20 protein-coding genes and 1 pseudogene are annotated in these 16,974 nt (G+C 70.5%); 13 read left to right on the top strand and 8 right to left on the bottom strand.

Annotated elements, in window-relative coordinates:
• Positions 1 to 125 precede the first annotated feature (125 nt).
• The 6 genes and pseudogenes from dnaB to IEZ03_RS29410 all read left to right on the top strand — a co-directional run.
• The gene (gene dnaB / locus IEZ03_RS29435; RefSeq protein ID WP_184890147.1) at positions 126 to 2,750 is read left to right on the top strand and encodes a replicative DNA helicase; all 2,625 of its coding nucleotides are present in this window, start codon (positions 126 to 128) and stop codon (positions 2,748 to 2,750) included.
• Between the two features lie 98 nt (positions 2,751 to 2,848).
• Complete coding sequence (locus IEZ03_RS29430; protein ID WP_229808661.1) at positions 2,849 to 3,427, top strand: RNA polymerase sigma factor; 579 nt, start codon at positions 2,849 to 2,851, stop codon at positions 3,425 to 3,427.
• A gap of 1 nt (position 3,428) precedes the next feature.
• Complete coding sequence (locus IEZ03_RS29425) at positions 3,429 to 4,478, top strand: CU044_5270 family protein (RefSeq protein WP_184890146.1); 1,050 nt, start codon at positions 3,429 to 3,431, stop codon at positions 4,476 to 4,478.
• A gap of 242 nt (positions 4,479 to 4,720) precedes the next feature.
• Positions 4,721 to 6,451, top strand: a complete 1,731-nt coding sequence (locus tag IEZ03_RS29420; RefSeq protein ID WP_184890145.1) for an NAD(P)/FAD-dependent oxidoreductase — start codon at positions 4,721 to 4,723, stop codon at positions 6,449 to 6,451.
• Entirely contained in the window at positions 6,448 to 7,872 is a 1,425-nt protein-coding gene (locus IEZ03_RS29415; protein WP_184890144.1) for a hypothetical protein, read from the top strand. Before IEZ03_RS29420 ends, IEZ03_RS29415 begins: the two co-directional genes overlap by 4 nt.
• 110 nt (positions 7,873 to 7,982) lie before the next feature.
• Positions 7,983 to 8,189, top strand: a pseudogene (locus tag IEZ03_RS29410) (winged helix-turn-helix domain-containing protein); the annotation flags it as partial.
• A gap of 8 nt (positions 8,190 to 8,197) precedes the next feature.
• Here IEZ03_RS29410 and tnpA read toward each other — a convergent pair.
• The gene (tnpA, locus tag IEZ03_RS29405; protein ID WP_184891012.1) at positions 8,198 to 8,596 is read right to left on the bottom strand and encodes an IS200/IS605 family transposase; all 399 of its coding nucleotides are present in this window, start codon (positions 8,594 to 8,596) and stop codon (positions 8,198 to 8,200) included.
• 40 nt (positions 8,597 to 8,636) lie between these two features.
• On the opposite strand from tnpA, the gene IEZ03_RS29400 reads away from it, so the two are divergent.
• Complete coding sequence (locus IEZ03_RS29400; protein ID WP_184890143.1) at positions 8,637 to 9,788, top strand: RNA-guided endonuclease InsQ/TnpB family protein; 1,152 nt, start codon at positions 8,637 to 8,639, stop codon at positions 9,786 to 9,788.
• A gap of 199 nt (positions 9,789 to 9,987) precedes the next feature.
• A complete protein-coding gene (locus tag IEZ03_RS29395) occupies positions 9,988 to 10,374 on the top strand; it encodes a VOC family protein (protein WP_184890142.1) in 387 nt (128 codons plus the stop codon).
• A gap of 26 nt (positions 10,375 to 10,400) precedes the next feature.
• Here IEZ03_RS29395 and IEZ03_RS29390 read toward each other — a convergent pair whose 3' ends face one another.
• Positions 10,401 to 10,634 (bottom strand): dihydrofolate reductase family protein, encoded by a 234-nt coding sequence (locus IEZ03_RS29390; protein ID WP_221480946.1) that lies wholly within the window; start codon positions 10,632 to 10,634, stop codon positions 10,401 to 10,403.
• A gap of 68 nt (positions 10,635 to 10,702) precedes the next feature.
• Between IEZ03_RS29390 and IEZ03_RS29385 the strand changes: the two genes are divergently transcribed.
• From IEZ03_RS29385 to IEZ03_RS29375, 3 genes are read left to right on the top strand one after another with little or no spacing between them, the layout of a single operon-like run.
• On the top strand, positions 10,703 to 11,041 hold the full coding sequence (locus tag IEZ03_RS29385; RefSeq protein ID WP_131954496.1) for an ArsR/SmtB family transcription factor: 339 nt from the start codon (positions 10,703 to 10,705) through the stop codon (positions 11,039 to 11,041).
• Positions 11,038 to 11,514, top strand: coding sequence for an SRPBCC domain-containing protein (locus tag IEZ03_RS29380; protein WP_184890141.1), 477 nt, complete (start codon positions 11,038 to 11,040; stop codon positions 11,512 to 11,514). The genes IEZ03_RS29385 and IEZ03_RS29380 overlap by 4 nt, the downstream gene beginning before the upstream one ends.
• Positions 11,511 to 12,137, top strand: a complete 627-nt coding sequence (locus IEZ03_RS29375) for a dihydrofolate reductase family protein (protein WP_184890140.1) — start codon at positions 11,511 to 11,513, stop codon at positions 12,135 to 12,137. The genes IEZ03_RS29380 and IEZ03_RS29375 overlap by 4 nt, the downstream gene beginning before the upstream one ends.
• Before the next feature lie 73 nt (positions 12,138 to 12,210).
• On the opposite strand, the gene IEZ03_RS29370 is transcribed toward IEZ03_RS29375, so the two are convergent.
• The 3 genes from IEZ03_RS29370 to IEZ03_RS29360 all read right to left on the bottom strand — a co-directional run bounded on the left by IEZ03_RS29370 (position 12,211) and on the right by IEZ03_RS29360 (position 13,967).
• The gene (locus IEZ03_RS29370; RefSeq protein ID WP_221480945.1) at positions 12,211 to 12,924 is read right to left on the bottom strand and encodes a class I SAM-dependent methyltransferase; all 714 of its coding nucleotides are present in this window, start codon (positions 12,922 to 12,924) and stop codon (positions 12,211 to 12,213) included.
• A gap of 61 nt (positions 12,925 to 12,985) precedes the next feature.
• Positions 12,986 to 13,162, bottom strand: a complete 177-nt coding sequence (locus tag IEZ03_RS29365) for a DUF397 domain-containing protein (RefSeq protein ID WP_229808660.1) — start codon at positions 13,160 to 13,162, stop codon at positions 12,986 to 12,988.
• The gene (locus tag IEZ03_RS29360) at positions 13,110 to 13,967 is read right to left on the bottom strand and encodes a helix-turn-helix domain-containing protein (RefSeq protein WP_184890138.1); all 858 of its coding nucleotides are present in this window, start codon (positions 13,965 to 13,967) and stop codon (positions 13,110 to 13,112) included. Before IEZ03_RS29360 ends, IEZ03_RS29365 begins: the two co-directional genes overlap by 53 nt.
• Before the next feature lie 184 nt (positions 13,968 to 14,151).
• Here IEZ03_RS29360 and IEZ03_RS29355 point away from each other — a divergent pair, with 184 nt between their 5' ends.
• Positions 14,152 to 14,475 carry an ATP-binding protein gene (locus IEZ03_RS29355; protein WP_184890137.1) on the top strand — a complete coding sequence of 108 codons (324 nt, stop codon included), beginning with the start codon at positions 14,152 to 14,154 and terminating at the stop codon, positions 14,473 to 14,475.
• A gap of 11 nt (positions 14,476 to 14,486) precedes the next feature.
• On the opposite strand, the gene IEZ03_RS29350 is transcribed toward IEZ03_RS29355, so the two are convergent.
• Positions 14,487 to 14,882 carry a MerR family transcriptional regulator gene (locus IEZ03_RS29350; protein ID WP_221480943.1) on the bottom strand — a complete coding sequence of 132 codons (396 nt, stop codon included), beginning with the start codon at positions 14,880 to 14,882 and terminating at the stop codon, positions 14,487 to 14,489.
• Between the two features lie 69 nt (positions 14,883 to 14,951).
• On the opposite strand from IEZ03_RS29350, the gene IEZ03_RS29345 reads away from it, so the two are divergent.
• Positions 14,952 to 15,935 carry a zinc-binding dehydrogenase gene (locus IEZ03_RS29345; RefSeq protein ID WP_229808659.1) on the top strand — a complete coding sequence of 328 codons (984 nt, stop codon included), beginning with the start codon at positions 14,952 to 14,954 and terminating at the stop codon, positions 15,933 to 15,935.
• Positions 15,936 to 15,937: 2 nt separating this feature from the next.
• Here the strand turns inward: IEZ03_RS29345 and IEZ03_RS29340 are convergent, their stop codons facing one another.
• Both IEZ03_RS29340 and IEZ03_RS29335 read right to left on the bottom strand, forming a co-directional pair.
• Positions 15,938 to 16,441, bottom strand: coding sequence for a GNAT family N-acetyltransferase (locus tag IEZ03_RS29340; RefSeq protein ID WP_221480942.1), 504 nt, complete (start codon positions 16,439 to 16,441; stop codon positions 15,938 to 15,940).
• Positions 16,438 to 16,896, bottom strand: coding sequence for a MarR family winged helix-turn-helix transcriptional regulator (locus tag IEZ03_RS29335; protein ID WP_184890136.1), 459 nt, complete (start codon positions 16,894 to 16,896; stop codon positions 16,438 to 16,440). The genes IEZ03_RS29340 and IEZ03_RS29335 overlap by 4 nt, the downstream gene beginning before the upstream one ends.
• Positions 16,897 to 16,974: the final 78 nt, after the last annotated feature.

The raw sequence follows: 16,974 nt of genomic DNA, 5'->3' as shown, positions 1-16,974 counted from the left end.
CAGGACGCTTTGCCCGCCGCCGCGTGGGCTCGCGAGAATGTCGGACGCTTCGGATAGACCTGGGACGGACGGTCGCCGACGGGGCGGACGGGGCCGCCGGCGACCGAGATGAAGGGGGTGCGACGGTGAGCGTTGCCGAAATCGGCGGACCGAGCGAACCCGAGTTCGAGCGCACGCCACCGCACGACATCACCGCTGAACAGGGCGTCCTCGGCGGCATGCTGCTCTCCCCGGACGCCATCGCCGAGGTCGTCGACATCCTGCGCACGCCGGACTTCTACCGTCCCGCGCACCAGATCGTCTTCGACACCATCCTCGACCTCTACGGCCGGGGCGATCCCGCCGACGCGGTCACCGTCGCCGGCGAGCTCACCAAGAACGGCGAGATCGGCCGCATCGGCGGCGCCCCCTACCTGCACACCCTGATCTCCCTGGTGCCCACCGCGGCGAACGCCGGGTACTACGCGCGCATCGTCCACGAGCGCGCGATCCTCCGCCGGCTGGTCGAGACCGGCACCCGCATCGTCCAGATGGGCTACGCCGCCGACGGCGCCGACGCCGACGAGGTCCTCGACCGCGCCCAGGCCGAGGTCTTCGCCATCGCCGAGAAGCGCGCCGGCGAGGACTACGTCCCCCTCAGCGAGATCATGCCGGGCGCGCTGGACGAGATCGAGGCGATCGGCAGCCGCGGCGGCCAGATGGTCGGCTGCCCCACCGGCTTCGCCGACCTCGACGCCCTCACCAACGGCCTACATCCCGGGCAAATGGTAGTAGTCGCCGCAAGACCGGCAATGGGCAAGGCGATATGTCTGAATACTCCCCTTCCGACCCCGACGGGTTGGACCACCATGGGCGAAGTGTCCGTTGGTGATTACCTGATCGGAGCAGACGGCAGCCCGACCCGCGTCGTCGCCGCGACGGACGTGATGCACGGCCGGCCCTGCTATGAGATCGAGTTCTCGGACGGCGAGGTGATCGTCGCCGACGCCCAGCACCAGTGGCGTACAACGACACGTGCAAGTCGCCGTCAGCAAAGCGAGACGCGAACGGCCTACTGCTGGCCCGACGAAGCGATCAACCGTGTTCGGTGGGCGACGGCGGAGGCCAATGAGCGACCCCGTCAGCTCATTTCGCATCGCCAGGCCGTGGACGAGGTCGGAGCCGAGTTCCGGTATGCGCTCCACGCGGTGACCCGGCGACTGGGCCACGCCGGCGAGGCCGACCGGAGCACCTCGACGCGCCAGGTTCGTTATGAGGCCACCAGCCTCTACCGGGGTTTGCTGCATCGTGCAGTCCGTCCCAAGAACGCCGCGACCACCGCACAGCACCGCCCCATCAAGACCACCGAGGAGATCGCAGCGACCGTCCGCTGCGATGGCGACAGCCGCCCCATTCACGCCGTTGAAGTGACTGCGCCATTCCAACTCCCTACCGCGGAGCTGCCCATCGATCCATACGTCCTGGGCGCATGGCTGGGGGATGGACACAGTGGGGACGGGGGCATCACCTGCTTTGACGAGGAGATCCTCGCCCACATCGAAGCGGCCGGACAGAAGGTCGCGCGACGGGGGACTCCGGGGAGGTTCGGTCTCCCCGGGCTCGCCAGGAAGCTCAAGGACTCGGGCCTGTGGCGCAACAAGCACATCCCGGCCGAGTACCTGCGGGCGTCTGAGGAGCAGCGGCGGGCCTTGCTGGCCGGGTTGCTCGACACAGACGGGTATGTCTCGGAGATCGGCCAGGTGCAGCTGGCGTTCGCCTACAAGCGGTTGGCCGAGGACGCGCGCGAGCTGATCCTCAGCCTCGGCTACCGCGCGACGATGACGACCAAGCCGGTCAAGGGGCGTTCTGCGGAGACCTCGACCTTCTACCGGATCGACTTCACGCCGACCGAGACGGTGTTCCGGCTGCCGCGCAAGGCGGCGCGGCAGCGCAAGATCGTCCACCCGAAGGCGCGGGTGCGGTACATCGTGGACGTCCGGCCGATCGAGAGCGTGCCGGTCCGGTGCGTCCAGGTCGACAACTCCGACCACATGTACCTGGCGGGACGGTCGTGCATCCCGACGCACAACTCGACCCTGGCGCTTGACTTTGCGCGGGCGGCTTCGATCAAGCATGGGTTGACGTCGGCGTTCTTCAGCCTGGAGATGGGGCGCAACGAGATCACCATGCGGCTGCTGTCGGCCGAGGCGCGGGTGGCGCTGCACGCGATGCGGTCGGGCACGATGCAGGACGAGGACTGGACGCGGCTGGCGCGCCGGATGAGCGAGGTCGCCGAGGCGCCGCTGTTCATCGACGACTCCCCCAACATGTCGATGATGGAGATCCGCGCGAAGTGCCGGCGGCTCAAGCAGCAGCACGACCTGCGCCTGGTGATCATCGACTACCTGCAGCTGATGACCTCGGGCAAGCGCGTCGAGAGCCGCCAGGTCGAGGTGTCGGAGTTCTCCCGTTCGCTGAAGCTGCTCGCGAAGGAGCTGGGCGTGCCCGTCATCGCGCTGTCGCAGCTCAACCGAGGCCCCGAGCAGCGAACAGACAAAAAGCCCATGGTGTCCGACCTACGCGAATCGGGATCCATCGAACAAGATGCGGACATGGTGATCCTGCTGCATCGTGAGGACGCCTACGAGAAGGAGTCGCCGCGTGCCGGGGAGGCCGACCTGATCGTGGCCAAGCACAGGAACGGCCCGACCGCCACCGTCACCGTCGCCTTCCAGGGGCACTACAGCCGCTTTGTCGACATGGCCCAGTGACGCGCGCGCCTGGGTTCGCGGGCACACGGGCGGTGTAACACCGGCCGGCCTCTCGACACGTACGTGGTGTTCCCCAGTTAAGGAGGGCCACGTGCGCCATGAGAGATCCCACCATCGGGGCAGCGATGGGTGACCGCCGCGAGGCACGGTTCGAGGCACTGTACGCCGCGACGTACGAGCCCATCCTCGGTTACGTGTTGCGCCGCTGCCCGTCCCCGGATGACGCCGCCGACGTGGTGGCCGAGACGTTCACGATCGCGTGGAGGCGGCTCGACGACATACCGCCCGGCGACACGGCGCGGCTGTGGCTGTACGGCGTCGCGCGCAGGGTGCTGGCAAATCACTGGCGTGGTGAGGCGCAGCGCCGGCGACGCACGACGAGCCTGCGCCACGACCTTCGCGACGAGATCGCCGCGGTCGCCGCGGACCCCGTCGAGGCGTCGGCCATCGCGGAGGCGTTCCGCGACCTGTCCGACGACGATCGCGAACTGCTCGGCCTGGTCGCCTGGGAGGGGCTGGACCACGCCGCCGTCGCCGCGGTGCTCGGCTGCTCCGCCGGGGCCGCGCGCGTCCGGTTGCACCGTGCGCGCAAGCGCTTCTCCCGTGCGCTGCGTTCGGCGCGGTCCGAATCCATGGCCATGGGCCCACACGTCCCATCAGCGAACGGAGCTCCCTGACATGAAGTCGCACTCCACCGACGACCTGGTGCGGTCGATGGCCCGCGTTCACGACGAGAACCTGGCCGGATTCGCCGGACGGCCCGCAGCGCGCGACCTTGCGGGGGACATCATGACGCTCGCGCCGCCCGAGGAATTCCACGCCGATACGGCAGCGCGGGCAGGGGACGGCGGGCGCGCGGGAGGGCCGGAGCGGCCGTCCCGCCGGTTCCACCTGCCCGGCCTGGGCGTGCGCCTCGCCGTCGTCGGTGCGATGGCGGCGATCGCCGTCGGCGGGGTCGTCCTGCGGGCCGACCTGCCGGTCGGTGAAAAGGCACCGGAGTCTCCGGGGCCGGCGCCGCAGAGCATCTCGCTGGGGTCGGCCGCCAAGGCGGCACACGTCCTCGACCGGGCCGCCAAGGCCGCCGAGACCCGGTCGCTCGACGCACCCGGGCACCGGCAATGGGTCTACACGAAGATGAAGCTGACCTCGTCGGCGAAGCCTGCCGGGCTCGTCAGGGGCGGTCCGTACAAGACGGAAGCCTGGGAGTTGTGGCGGCGAGGCGACGGCAAGCAGTTCGCCGGCTTCAAGAACGGCAAGCCGCAGCCGGGACACGAAACGGTGTCGTCATCCGTCGCGGCCAAGTACCGACCCCTGCCGAGTGACCCCGAGGCGCTCCTGCAGAAGGTCGGCGGGAGCAAGGGCCACTACTTCATGGCCTACCAGACGCTGGTCACGCTCCTACGGGACACTGTCCATTCCGCGGAGACGGAGGCGGCGATCTTCCGGGCCATCAAGCTGATCCCCGGCGTGACGCCGGTCGAGGGCAGAGTCGACGCCGCGGGGCGCCCGGCGATCGGCCTCGGCCTGACGGTGGACGGCTGGCTGCACGAGGAAGTGCTCCTCGACCCGGAGACCTACGCGTACCTCGGCGAGCGCGCGATCACGATCAGGAGCCGTACCTTCGAGTCCGAAGGCGAGCCCGCGTACACGGTGAAGGCGGGGACGCTGCAGCGTCTCATGGTGCGCGTCGCCATCGGTGTCGTCGACAAGCCCGGCCAACGGCCCTGACCGTCACCACCCGTGAGGTGCGCGCCGTGACGAGACCGCCGCGGCGCGCACCATGACCGTTTCCTGAGGGACGGCGGGCGGCTGAACCGCGCGGTCGAGTTTGCCCGTACGAGGGTCGAGGGCCTCGGGGACCGAGCCTCGGCCGGTTCGCGGGGCGACGGCCGGCGCGGTCCCGGGGCGAGTCGGGACGGGGCGGCGAGCGGGCGGCCCCGCCCCACGGCCGCGGGGGACGGTGAGGTGACATGCGGCTTCGGGAGCAGGGGCCAACGGCGCCGGGGGGCGGCGTCAGGGTGCTCATCGGCATGGGCTGCGGGCTGGTGTCGGGGCTCGCGGTCGGGGGGCTGATGGGCGGGCAGGGCCTCCTGGCGTCCCACGGCACGTTCGGGTGGGCGGTGTTCGCCCTGTACGCGGCGGTCATCGGGCAGTTGCTCGGCGCGTTCGTCGGGCGGCGGCCGTCCGGTCCGGCGGTGTCGGCCGCGGGCGGGCTGCTGCTCGGGGTGCTCGGCTGGACGGTGTGGTGGCTGAGCCTGGAACCGTGGACCCGGGGCGGCACGCCGACCTGGACGGTGGACGCGGCCACGGCGCTGTACCCGGAACTGGTCGGTTCGCTGCTCCAGGGGACGCTTGCGGGGATGCTGTTCCACCTCGCCATGCGGGGGTATCGCGAGCGTCCGGACAAGCCGAAGGCGCCGGCGCCGCGGGTCGTGATCGTCGGGGGCGGGTTCGGCGGGGTCAGCGCCGCGCGCCGGTTCGAGCGGCTGAACCTGCGGGGCCATCGCGTCGACGTGACGCTGATCAGTGACTCGAACTACCTGCTGTTCACGCCGATGCTCGCGGAGGTCGCGTCGGGTGGGCTGGAGGCGCAGCACATCAGCTCGCCTGTGCGGGCCGCGGCGTCCCACACGAGGTTCCGGCACGGGCGGGTCGCGGGTGTGGACGTCGCGCGGCGGCGGGTCGTCCTGGAGGCGGGGGGCGAGCAGGTCGGGTACGAGCATCTGGTGCTCGCGGTCGGGTCCGTTCCGTTCTTTCCGGACCTGCCGGGTGTGGCGGAGAACGCGCTGACGTTGAAGTCGCTCGGGGACGCGGTGCGGCTGCGGGAACGGGTGCTGGGGCTGCTGGAGCGCGCCGACCAGGAGGCCGATCCGGCGGAGCGGAGGCGGCTGCTGACGTTCGTCGTCGCGGGCGGCGGGTTCGCCGGGACGGAGTCGGTCGCCGAGCTGTACGACCTCACCCATGACGTGCTGCACTTCTATCCCGCGATCGACCCGGACGAGCCGCGTTTCGTCCTCGTCCACTCGGATCAGCGGATCCTGCCTGAATTGTCGGAGCGGCTGGGCGCGTACGCGCTGGAGAAGCTGCGGTCCCGCGGCATCGAGTTCCGGCTGGGCGTCCGCGCGACGGGCGCGACCGGCCGGAGCGTGCACCTCGACACCGGCGAGGTGATCGAGACGGCGACCTTCGTGTGGACGGCCGGCAACCAGCCGAACCCGATGCTGCGGACCCTGCCCGGCGAGACCGGCCGCCGCGACGCGGTCCTCGTCGACCGGACGCTCCGCGCGTTCGAGATGGACCGCGTCTGGGCGATCGGCGACTGCGCGCAGATCCCCGCGGAGGACGGCGCGCTCTACCCGCCGACCGCGCAGCACGCGATGCGCGAGGGCAAGGCGGTCGCCGACAACATCGCCGCCGTGCTGCGGGGGCAGCGGCCCCGCCCGTTCCGGTTCACGACCCTCGGGACGTTCGTCGCGCTGGGCCACCGCACCGCCGCCGGGGAGATCCGCGGCCGTCCCTTCTCCGGGCTGAGCGCCTGGCTGCTGTGGCGCGGGATCTATCTCGCGAAGCTGCCGGGGGTGGAGCGGCGGGTCCGCGTCCTGCTCGACTGGGTCCTGGACGCGGCGTTCCCGCGCGACATCGTCGTCACCGGCCCGCCCGCCGACGCGCCGGCGGCGCTGCCCGGAAGGGGTGCGCGATGACGGCGGAGGCGGTCCGGGGGCCGGTGTTCTCCGGGCGCGGCGCACCGGCGGGCGCGTTCGCGGGCGCGGCCGGGGGCATGGTGTGGGGCGCGGCGATGGTGTCGCTGGGCACGCTCCCGGACGTGGCGGTGCTCGCCGGGTCGGGGGCGCCGTGGATCGGTTTCGTGCTGAACATGCTGATCTCGGTCGGGGTGGGCGCCGTGTTCGGGCTGCTCGCGGCGCACCAGCGGATCCGGTCGAGCGAGCTGCTGTTCTGGGGCCTGGCCTACGGGATGTTCTGGTGGTTCCTCGGGACGCTGACGCTGCTTCCGCTGCTGTCCGGGACGCCGATGACGTGGAGCCTGGACGCGGCGCAGGGGGCCCTGCCCAGCCTGTTCGGCCATCTGTACTACGGCGCGGTGACCGCGGTGGTGTTCGCGCTGCTGCAGCGGGACGGCCGGTCCGTCGCCGCGGACCACCTGCGGCCGCGGACGCTGCTGCGCGGCCTGCTCGCCGCCGGGATCGTCGGCGGCGTCCTCGCCGTCACCGCCGGTGAGCGGCTCGGCTGGCTCCCGGCCGTCGCGCTCGCGATGGGGGTCGGGTACCCGCTCGTGTTCACCGGCCGCGTGGAGGGCACCGGCCCGGCGATCGTCCGAGGCACCGCCTACGGTTTCCTGTGGTGGATCGTGGCGGGTCTGACCTTCGCGCCGCTGCTGGACGAGGGCCGCCTCGACTGGTCGGAGGCCGCCGTGGCGGAGGCGACGACCACGCTGCCGCCGTACCTGCTGGCGGGCGCCGGGATCGCGGCCGTCTGCGGCTGGCTGGGCTCCCTCGCCCGCGCGCTGTTCGTGGACGATGTGCGGCTCCGGACCCGCGCGGTCGGCACGCGCGGCCTGCGCGTCGTCGGGTACGGCGCGCTGTCCGGGCTGGTCGGCGGCGTCCTGTTCGGTTTCGTGTGGGGCGCGGTGGACGTGCTGCCCACGGTGGCGAAGCTCGTCGGCGCGGACGGCGACGCGGCCGGATGGGTCGTCCATCTCCTCATCGCCCAGGGCATCGGCGTGTCGTACGCGCTGCTGTTCCGCGGACGCGGCTACGACATGGTCTCCGGCGTCGGCTGGGGGCTTTCGTACGGGTTCTTCTGGTGGGTGTTCGGCGGGCTGACCCTGATGCCCGCGACGCTGGGCGTCCCGCTCTGGTGGACGGCCCCCACGATCGCCGCGGACTTCGCGAGCCTGATCGGCCACCTCGCGTACGGGGGTGCGCTGGGAGCCGTCCTCGCGTGGCTGGAGCATCGGGAGAACCCGTGGTGGCTGGCCCGCAACGACCTGGAGGCGGCCCGCGCCGCAGCCCGCCGCGACCAGATCCTGGGCTCGGCCCCGGCCCTGTGGATCCTGACCGCCCTGATAGCCCTGACGGTCCCGGTGATGGTGGCGGGTGCCTGATCAGGTGACTCGTGTGTAGACCATGTCGAAGTCGTGTTCCCAGGTCGCGTTGTCCAAGGACTTCTCCCACGCGGCCTGATTCGACGGCGTCGGCCCTGGACAAGGTTGACATGCAAAGTAGCAGCTTGCCTATCGCTCCGGGTGTGGGAGACGTCTTCAAGGCCCTCGCCGACCCCACGCGGCGGATCATCCTTGACGAACTGACGGACCGGAACGGCCAGACGCTCTTCGAGATCTGCGCCCGCCTGACGACCAAGCACCAGTTCGGCTCGTCGCGGCAGGCGATCTCGCAGCACCTCGACGTTCTCGAGGGCGCCTGTCCGGCTCAGACCGGGCGGTTCTGCTGCTCGATGTACTGGCGCAGGACGCTGATCGGGGCGCCGCCCACACTCCCGGTGAAGTAGGAACCCGACCACAACTTGTTGGCCCGATAGTAGTGGCGGGCCAGCTCGGGGAACTCCTGTCGCAGCCGCCGGGAAGACACACCTTTCAGCGAGTTGACCAGGTGGGATAGGGCGACCTTCGGCGGGAAGTCCACCAGCAGGTGGACGTGGTTGCTCTCGCCGTTGAACTCCGCCAGCTCGCACTCGAAATCAGCGCACACGTTCCGCATGATCTGCTCCATGCGCTCCAGGTGGATGCCGGTGAACACCCGATTCCGGAACTTGGTGACAAAAACCAAATGGGCATTTAGGGCGAAAACACAGTTTCTGCCGGTTGTGATGTCTCCTTACTTGGCCATAAGCCAATGGTAGGTTCATGGCGTGCAACTCCGGTACAACTTCCGCCTTTACCCGGCCCCGCCTCAGCGTGCCGCGCTGGCCCGCGCGTTCGGGTGCGCCCGGGTGGTGTTCAACGACGGGCTGCGCGCACGGCGGGAAGCCCGCGCTGCCGGCCTGCCGCACCTGCCAGACGGCGAGCTGTCGAAGCGGGTCATCACCGAGGCGAAGAAGACACCCGAACGCGCCTGGCTGGGCGAGGTGTCGGCGGTGGTACTACAGCAGGCGCTGGCCGACCTGAACACCGCCTACCGGAACTTGTTCGCTTCGCTGTCCGGCACGCGCAAGGGCCCTGGCATCGCCCCGCCCCGGTTCCGGTCCCGCAAGGACAACCGGCAGGCGATCCGCTTCACCCGCAACGCCCGCTTCTCGATCACGGCGGGCGGGAAGCTGCGCCTGCCGAAGATCGGGGACGTGCGGGTGCGGTGGTCGCGGGGCCTGCCGTCCGAGCCGTCGTCGGTGACGGTGATCAAGGACTCTGCCGGTCGTTATTTCGCGTCGTTCGTGGTCGAGACGGCCGACGAGCCGTTGCCGGAGGCGGCGGCCGAGGTCGGGATCGATCTGGGGTTGACACATTTCGCGGTGCTGTCGGACGGCCGGAAGATCACCAGCCCCAAGTTCCTGCACCGCGTCGAACGCCGCCTCCGCAAGGCGCAGCAGGCGCTGTCCCGTAAGCAGAAGGGCTCAGCGAACCGGCGGAAGGCGGTCGCGCGGGTCGCGCGGCTGCATACGCGCGTCAGTGATGCGCGGCGGGACTATCACCACAAGCTCTCCACTGAGTTGATCCGCGACAACCAAGCGGTCTACGTGGAGGACCTCGCGGTGAACGGTCTCGCCCGCACCCGGCTGGCCAAGTCCGTACACGACGCGGGCTGGTCCCAGTTCCTCGCGATGCTGGAGTACAAGGCCGAACGGCACGGCCGCACGTTTGCGAAGGTGGACCGCTGGTTCCCCTCCTCGAAGCTCTGCTCGGAGTGCGGGGCCGTGGCCGAGTCGATGCCGCTGAACACCCGCGAATGGGCGTGCGTGTGCGGTGCGGTCCACGACCGCGATGCCAACGCTGCCAAGAACATCCTCGCCGCCGGACGGGCGGAGAGGTTAAACGCCTGCGGAGGGACCGTAAGACCCGCCGCATAGCGCAGGGCGGGACCCGGTGAAACAGGAAGCCGCAGAAGTGCCGCACGCGCGGCACAGGCTGAATCCCCGGCCCTTCAGGCCGGGGAGCGCGTCAAAAGTTTCACTACATCAACCCGCGGCCGCTCGAACCGATCGTCGAGCGGTGGCTCAGGACGTCCGGCGGCCGTGACGGTGACGCGGACGGGGAGAGGGGACCGGCATGAGGATCGACCTGGCGAGCGTGCTCGTCGACGACCAGGAGAAGGCGCTGCGCTTCTACACCGAAGTGCTGGGCTTCGTGAAGAAGCAGGACATTCCGATGGGCGGGGCCCGTTGGCTGACCGTCGTGTCCCCGCAGGCGCCGGACGGCCCCGAGCTGGTGCTCGAACCGAGCGGCCACCCGGCGGTGAAGCCGTTCAAGGAGGCCCTGGTGGCGGACGGCATCCCGTACACGTCGTTCACCGTGGACGACGTCAAGGCCGAGTACGACCGCCTGCGCGGGCTGGGCGTGCGCTTCGTCCAGGAACCCACCGACATGGGCGCGGTGTCCACGGCCGTCCTGGACGACACCTGCGGCAACCTGATCCAACTCCACCAGACCGCCTGAGGCGGCGGCGCGGCCGTGGCGCCGCGCTAGCGGCGCACCTTGAACTTCAGGTGGAGCACCCCGTCCCCCTGGATGACCACGGCGGGATCCTCCAGCAGATGCTGCCCGGCGATGCCGCCGAAGTAGCGTTTGCCCGACCCGAACACCACCGGCACGATGTCCATCGCCACCTCGTCCACCAGCCCGGCCGCGAGGGCCTGGCCGCCCACGTCGCCGGCGTTCACGCTGACGACGCGGTCACCGGCGAGCTCCCGGGCCATGTCGATCTCGCCGCGCGTCGAACACTTAGCCGTTGCGCTAACTGTTGCGAGCGTGCATACTTAGCCGTATGGCACAGTATTCGGCGCAGCTCGACGGGGTGTTCGTCGCCCTGGCCGACCCGACGCGGCGCGAGGTCGTCCGGCGGCTCGGCCTCGGGCCCGCGAGCGTCGGCGACCTCGCCCGCGAGTTCCCCATGACGCTGCCCTCGTTCATGAAGCACGTGCGGACCCTGGAGGCGAACGACCTCATCCGCACGGTCAAGTCCGGCCGGGTGCGCACCTGCGTGCTCAACCGGGAGCGGCTCGCGCTGGTGGACGACTGGCTCGCGGAGCAGCGCCGGATCTGGGAAGGCCGCACCGACCGGCTGGAACAGCTCGTCACCGATCCGGAGGAGAACCGGACATGACTTTCGATCCCGACCTCGACCTAGCCCTGGAGCGCGTCATCCGTGCCCCGCGCGCGGCCATTTGGAGCGCTTGGACCGATCCATCCCAGCTCGCGCGGTGGTGGACCCCGGCGCCTTCGCTGTGCCGGGTCGACCGCCTGGACGTGCGCCCCGGCGGCGCGTTCGTGACGAGCCTCAGCGACGACGGGGCCGAGTACGTCCCGCACATGGACGCGTGCTTCGTCGCCATCGACGAGGTGGAGCGGCTGGTGTTCACCAACGCGATCGACAGCGCCTGGCGCCCCGCGAGGCCCGAACCGGTCGCGATGACCGCCACGATCACGCTGACCGACCACCCGGACGGCACGGACTACCGGATCGTCGTCCGGCACGGGACCCCCGAGGCCCGCGCGCAGCACGACAAGCTCGGATTCGCCGACGGCTGGGGGACGGTCGCCGCCCAGCTCGCAGCACACGTGGAAGGCACCCGATGAAGATCGTCATTACGGAGTTCGTCACGCTCGACGGGGTCAGCCAGGGCCCCGGCTCGCCGGACGAGGACACCAGCGACGGGTTCGCCCGCGGCGGCTGGCTCGTCCCGCACATGGACCCGGCCTTCGTGAGGCGCGCCTCGGACTGGCTCGACCTCGCCGACGGCCTCCTGCTCGGACGGCGGACCTACGAGGCTTTCGCCCGCGACTGGCCGCAGATCACCGACCCGGCCGACCCGTTCGCCGAGCGGATGAACACCCTGCCGAAGTACGTCGTGACGAACACCCTCACCGAAGGGACCTGGAACCCCACGACCGTCCTCAAGGGCGACGCGGTCCAGGCGGTCACCGACCTGAAGGCACGGCCGGGCCGGGAACTCCAGATTCATGGCAGCTCGCGCCTCGGCGATTCGCTACTGGAAGCGGGTCTCGTGGACACGCTCCGCCTGGTGGTCGCCCCCGCGGTCCTGCGAAGCGGCCGGCGGCTGCTGACTCGCGCGGGCACCCCGTCCGGGCTCCGCCTGCGCGGCCACGAGGCCACCCCGAACGGCCTGCTGCTCCTCGAATACGAGGTGACCGGCCAGGCACCCCGAGCCGAATATCAGGGCGTCGCCGCCCTCACCTAGCAGCGGCCGCCAACGGCGGGCGGCCGCGGGACACCGGGTGACCATGGGGCCTGGATCATGCCGGAGAGTGTGTTCAAGGGGTGGCCGGTTTGCGGGCGGTGAGCAGGCGGGTCGGGACCCACGGACTGCCCCACCACGCGCGCCAGCCGAGGCCGCGCACGCGGATGTCCTGGGCGTTCAGCCGGTCCAGCACCGCGGCGTACTCGCGGGGGGTCCGCGCCAGGTCGGCGATCAGCAGGCGGCCGCCCGGCCGCAGCACCCGGTACGCCTCGGTGACCGCCTGGGCGCGGGCGTCCGCGCCGAAGATGGTGTGCACCGTCAGGCTGGACACGACCAGGTCGAAGCTCGCCTCCGCGTACGGGAGTCTGCGCAGGTCACCCCCTTGCACGTGGACGCGGTCGGCGACGCCTTCGGCGCGGGCGTTGCGCAGGGTCGCCGCCGGGTTGTTGCCGGACTGGTCCCGTCCGCGCCACAGGTCCACGCCGACCGCCCGGCCCCGCGGGAGGCGCCGGGCGGCGGCCAGCAGGACGGCGCCGCGTCCGCAGCCGAGGTCGAGCAGCCGTTCGTCGCCGCGCAGGTCCAGCTCGTCCAGCACGTCCCGCCAGACCAGGAACTTGCCGCGCAGCGTGGCGTGCAGGCTCAGGGCCAGGCATCCCGCCAGCAGGGTGCCGGAGACCAGCGCGGGCAGCGCGGCGGCCAGATCGGCGGTGACCGCCATCACCAGCCCGGTCACCCAGAACCCCAGCACCACCAGGCCCACGAAGCCGAACCCATAGGGCGCATCCATCCCATACCGCGCGCCAGGCATCCCGCCACTCTCCCACGAACCGCCCGCCCAGGGGCTTGGGTCAACGCTTGAGGCCCGCCATTAGGGTCCGGAAGGTCTCACGCGTGACGCGCAGTTCGGGGCCGTCCGGGTTCTTGGAGTCTCGGATGGCGATGGAGTCAGGGAAGCGGCCGACTTCGACACAGTCACTTCCACCCTGTGTTCCGCTGTGACTGCTCTTTCGCCACGTCGTCTTCACTATAGGCCTCCATAGCCGTCTTGATCAGCTCCGTGGACTGGTGCTCGGGGAGAGCCTTAGCACTGATCCGCGCGAACCTGATTGCCATCGCTGCGACCTCTCCCGGAGACGATATAAGCCGCCCCCCGCCCATCGACTCGGTATAGGCCACCTCACCGAAATCATCCCCCGTCACGAGTTTGAGACCACCATCCAGTCCTGGATAGGCGCCGGTCTCGAATGTCTGGGGGATCACATGGAGAACAATGTTCGGCCGCTCGGCGACCTCGAGAAGGTGTACGAGCTGGTCGCGCATGATCCGGGGGCTTCCGACCGGCCACCTCAAAGTGGCCTCGCTGAGCAGCAGCATGACGAACGCCTGGTCGAGAACGCCTTGGCGTTGCATCCGCTCCGTCACGAACGGCTCGGGGTCAGGCGTGCCTCCACCTGTCAGAAGCGCTCGGGCGTACTCCTCAGTTTGGAGGAGGCCGGAGATCAGGAGCGGCTCGAAGACCCGAATGATGCGGGCCCGTTGTTCGAAGGTCGAGAGTTGGGCGAGCCACTGCGGGTCGTGGCCGATGCTGGCGTACCAGACGAGCAGGGAGAACACGCCGCCCGTCTCCCAAGCCTTGTCCAGCAGGGCCGCGCGTTGCCCGTCCAGGCGGTCGACGCCGTTTTCTATGCGTGAAACGGTCGCCTTGCTCGCGTTGATGAGGCGTCCCGTGGCTTCGCCGGAGAGGCTTCGCTGGGTGCGGCAGAAGCGCAGGTAGTAGGCGATGAAGGCCCACATGCTGTCCTTGGGATTGGGGGGCGCGTTGGTGGCCATGGGGGGAGCCTCCGCGTTCCGTGTTGTTCCGGCTGCACTGTGTACACGTGCGAACTTAGCGTGATGACGTGACTCTGTGGCGTAGTTCACACAGGTCCGAACGTCGAGGGTTGTCGCGATGCGAACTGCATGTGTCTCCGAGGTCTCCACGCTTGTGCTCGATGCGACTGATCAGGCTCCGCGGGTGGCGCGGCGGTTTCTTGCCGCGCGGTTCGCGGAGTGGGGGATCGGCGACGACTACGTGGGGCGGCTCGTCGTCTGCGAGCTGGTCACCAACGCCTACCGGCACGGGAAGCCGCCGATCGTCGTGCGGGTGCTCCGCGGCGAGCGCGACGGCCTCGTCGTCGTGGAGGTGTGGGACGGCGGTGAGGGACGGCCCGCGATCCAGCCCGACGACTGCGCCGCGACGTCCGGGCGGGGGCTGGCGCTGATGGCGGAGCTCGTGCGGGCGTGGGGCGTCCGTCCCCTCAACGAGGGCGGGAAGGTCACGTGGGCCGAGCTTCGGTGAGCCGGTTCGGGTCAGGTGGCGGCCGGCTGGAGTTCGCATAGTGGTTCGCCGCTTGCGATGTCGTCCAGGACGCTGCGCAGTTGGCGTATCCGGTCGTCGGCCTCCGCCATGAGGCGCTCGGTCAGCCGCTCCCAGTCGGCGACGGCCGGATCGGCGGGGAGCTCGTGGAACATCGTCTTGATCTCCGCGATGGACAGCCCGACGCGTTGGGCCACGCGGATGACCTTGGTCCGGCAGACGTCCGGCTCTCGGAACCGGCGCTGATTGCCCGCGGTGCGTTCGCTGGTCAGCAGGCCATGGGTCTCGTAGAACCGCACGGCTGAGGCGGCCACTCCGGCGGCGCGAGCCAGTTCTCCGACCGTCAGGTACGGCTGCACGATGACCTCCACGGCGCTTGACTTCAACAAATGTTGAGGTTTTAGCGTAGCGGGCACCGCGAGGGAGTCGCCCTGGTGGGACGAATAACAGGACGGAGTGTGGGTGCGGTGCGTGCAGCGGTGGTGTCGGAGTTCGGTGGTCCGGAAGTGTTCCAGGTGGTCGAGACGCCTGATCCTGAGCCGGGTGCCGGAGAGGTCCTGGTCGGCGTGGAGGTGATCGACACGTTGTGGCTGGAGACGATGGTGCGCTCAGGGGCCGGTCAGGACTACTGGCCGATGCGTCCGCCCTATGTGCCCGGAAACGGGGTCGCCGGCCGGGTCGTGCAGGTGGGCGCGGGAGTCGACCCGGGGTTTCGCGGTCAGAGAGTGGTGGCGCACACCGGGGGTGAAGGCGGTTACGCCGATCGTGCCGTAGTAGCGGTCGAGGCGATGGCGGTGGTGCCCGACGAGGTCGACCTCACGGTGGCTGCGGGCCTGTTGCATGACGGAGTGACCGCGCTCGCGCTGTTCGACGTGACGAAGGTCGGTCCGCAGGATCGCGTGCTCGTGGTCGGGGCGAGCGGCGGCCTCGGGTTGCTGTGCTTGCAGCTCGCGCGGGCCCGTGCGGCGAGTGTGGTCGCGGTCGCCCGTGGCGCGAAGCTGGAGCGGGTCGCGCAACTCGGCCCCGACGCCGTGATCGACTCCGCTCAGCCCGACTGGGTCGAGCAGGCGCGGGCGGTGTTCGGCGAGCACGGTGCGGACGTCGTCCTGGACAACGTCGGCGGCGCGCTCGGGGAGACCGCATTCACGCTCGCCGCTCGCGGAGGACGGTTCTCCGCCCATGGCACGCCCAGCGGGCGTTTCGCCAGCATCGACCGGCGGACCGCGGACGAGCGGGGTGTGGCGGTGACGGGGATCGAGGCCGTGCAGCTGGCCGACCGTGACCGCATGCGGTATGTCGGGCAGGCATTGCGCGAGGCCGCCGCGGGGGCGGTCGCACCGGTCATCGGGCAGACGTTCCCGCTGGAGCAGGCCGGGGCGGCGCATGCGGTCATCGAGGGGCGCACCGCGTTCGGCAAGACCCTGCTCACCGCCGGCGGCTGAGGTCAGTGGGCGGGGCGGTCGAAGAGGAGTTCGCGGCCGTCCTGCTCGTCCCATTGCTCGCCGACGTGGACGAAGCCGTGGCCCGCGATCGTCGCCAGTGACGCGGCGTTGTCCGGACTGATCGACGCGCGGACGGTCGTGACCGAAGGTTCGGCATCGGCGCGGGCCAGGAGGGCGGCGAGCATCGCGCGGGCGTGTCCGCGGCGGCGGTGGGCCGGGTCGACGGAGTAGGCGACCTCGACCCGGCCGTCCGCGGTCGGAGCGCCGTGGAAGCCGGCGTGGCCCACGACCACGCCGTCGGGCTCCGCCACGGCTGCCCGGACGATCCAGGGGGCGTGTCCCGGTTCGCGGGCGAGCTGGTCGAGGCGGAAGCGCCAGAGAGCCTTCGCCTCGTCGGTGACGAAGTAGTCGGTGAGGGGCACCCCGGCCGTGGTGCTCGCCGTGGTCAGGTCGCCGTTCAGGAGGGCGGTCATCGTGGCGGTGGGGAGTTCGACGAGGCGGATCATGGGCGGCTCTTGGCGTGGTGGTCGGTGACGCGGGCCAGCAGGGCGGTGAGCTGGTCGCGTTCGGCGGGGGTGAGGGGTGCCAGGAGGTCGTCCTGGATGCGGTCCACGACCTTCTGCAGTTCGTCCAGGTGGCGGGCGCCGGCCGGGGTGAGGGTGATGACGTTGCGGCGCCGGTCGGACGGGTCGGGGGAGCGGTCGATCAGGGCCTTGGCGGCGAGTTCGTTCAGGGCGGCGACGACGTCGCTGCGGTCGATGCCGGTGTGCCGACCGAGGGCGGCCTGGCTGGACGGCCCGTACTCGTCGAGGGCGGCGAGCAGCCGGTAGTGGTAGCCGCGGGCTCCGGCGGCGGCGAACCCCTCGCTGACCAGGCGGTGGCTGTGCGTGGACGCCAGGTTGATCAACCAGCTCGCGGTGCGCCGGAGGCGGTCGGGTGTACGGGCGTCGGCCTTGTGCATGCGGTCAGTCTACGCAGGTTGTTGGTGAGGCCAACGGTATGTATTGTTGGTTGTACCAATGTTGGCCCGACCAATGAT

The organism is Actinomadura livida (assembly GCF_014648675.1).
GTDB lineage: Bacteria > Actinomycetota > Actinomycetes > Streptosporangiales > Streptosporangiaceae > Spirillospora > Spirillospora livida.
The sequence above is the reverse complement of the archived record's forward strand: the minus strand, read 5'-3'. Positions and strand labels throughout refer to the sequence as shown.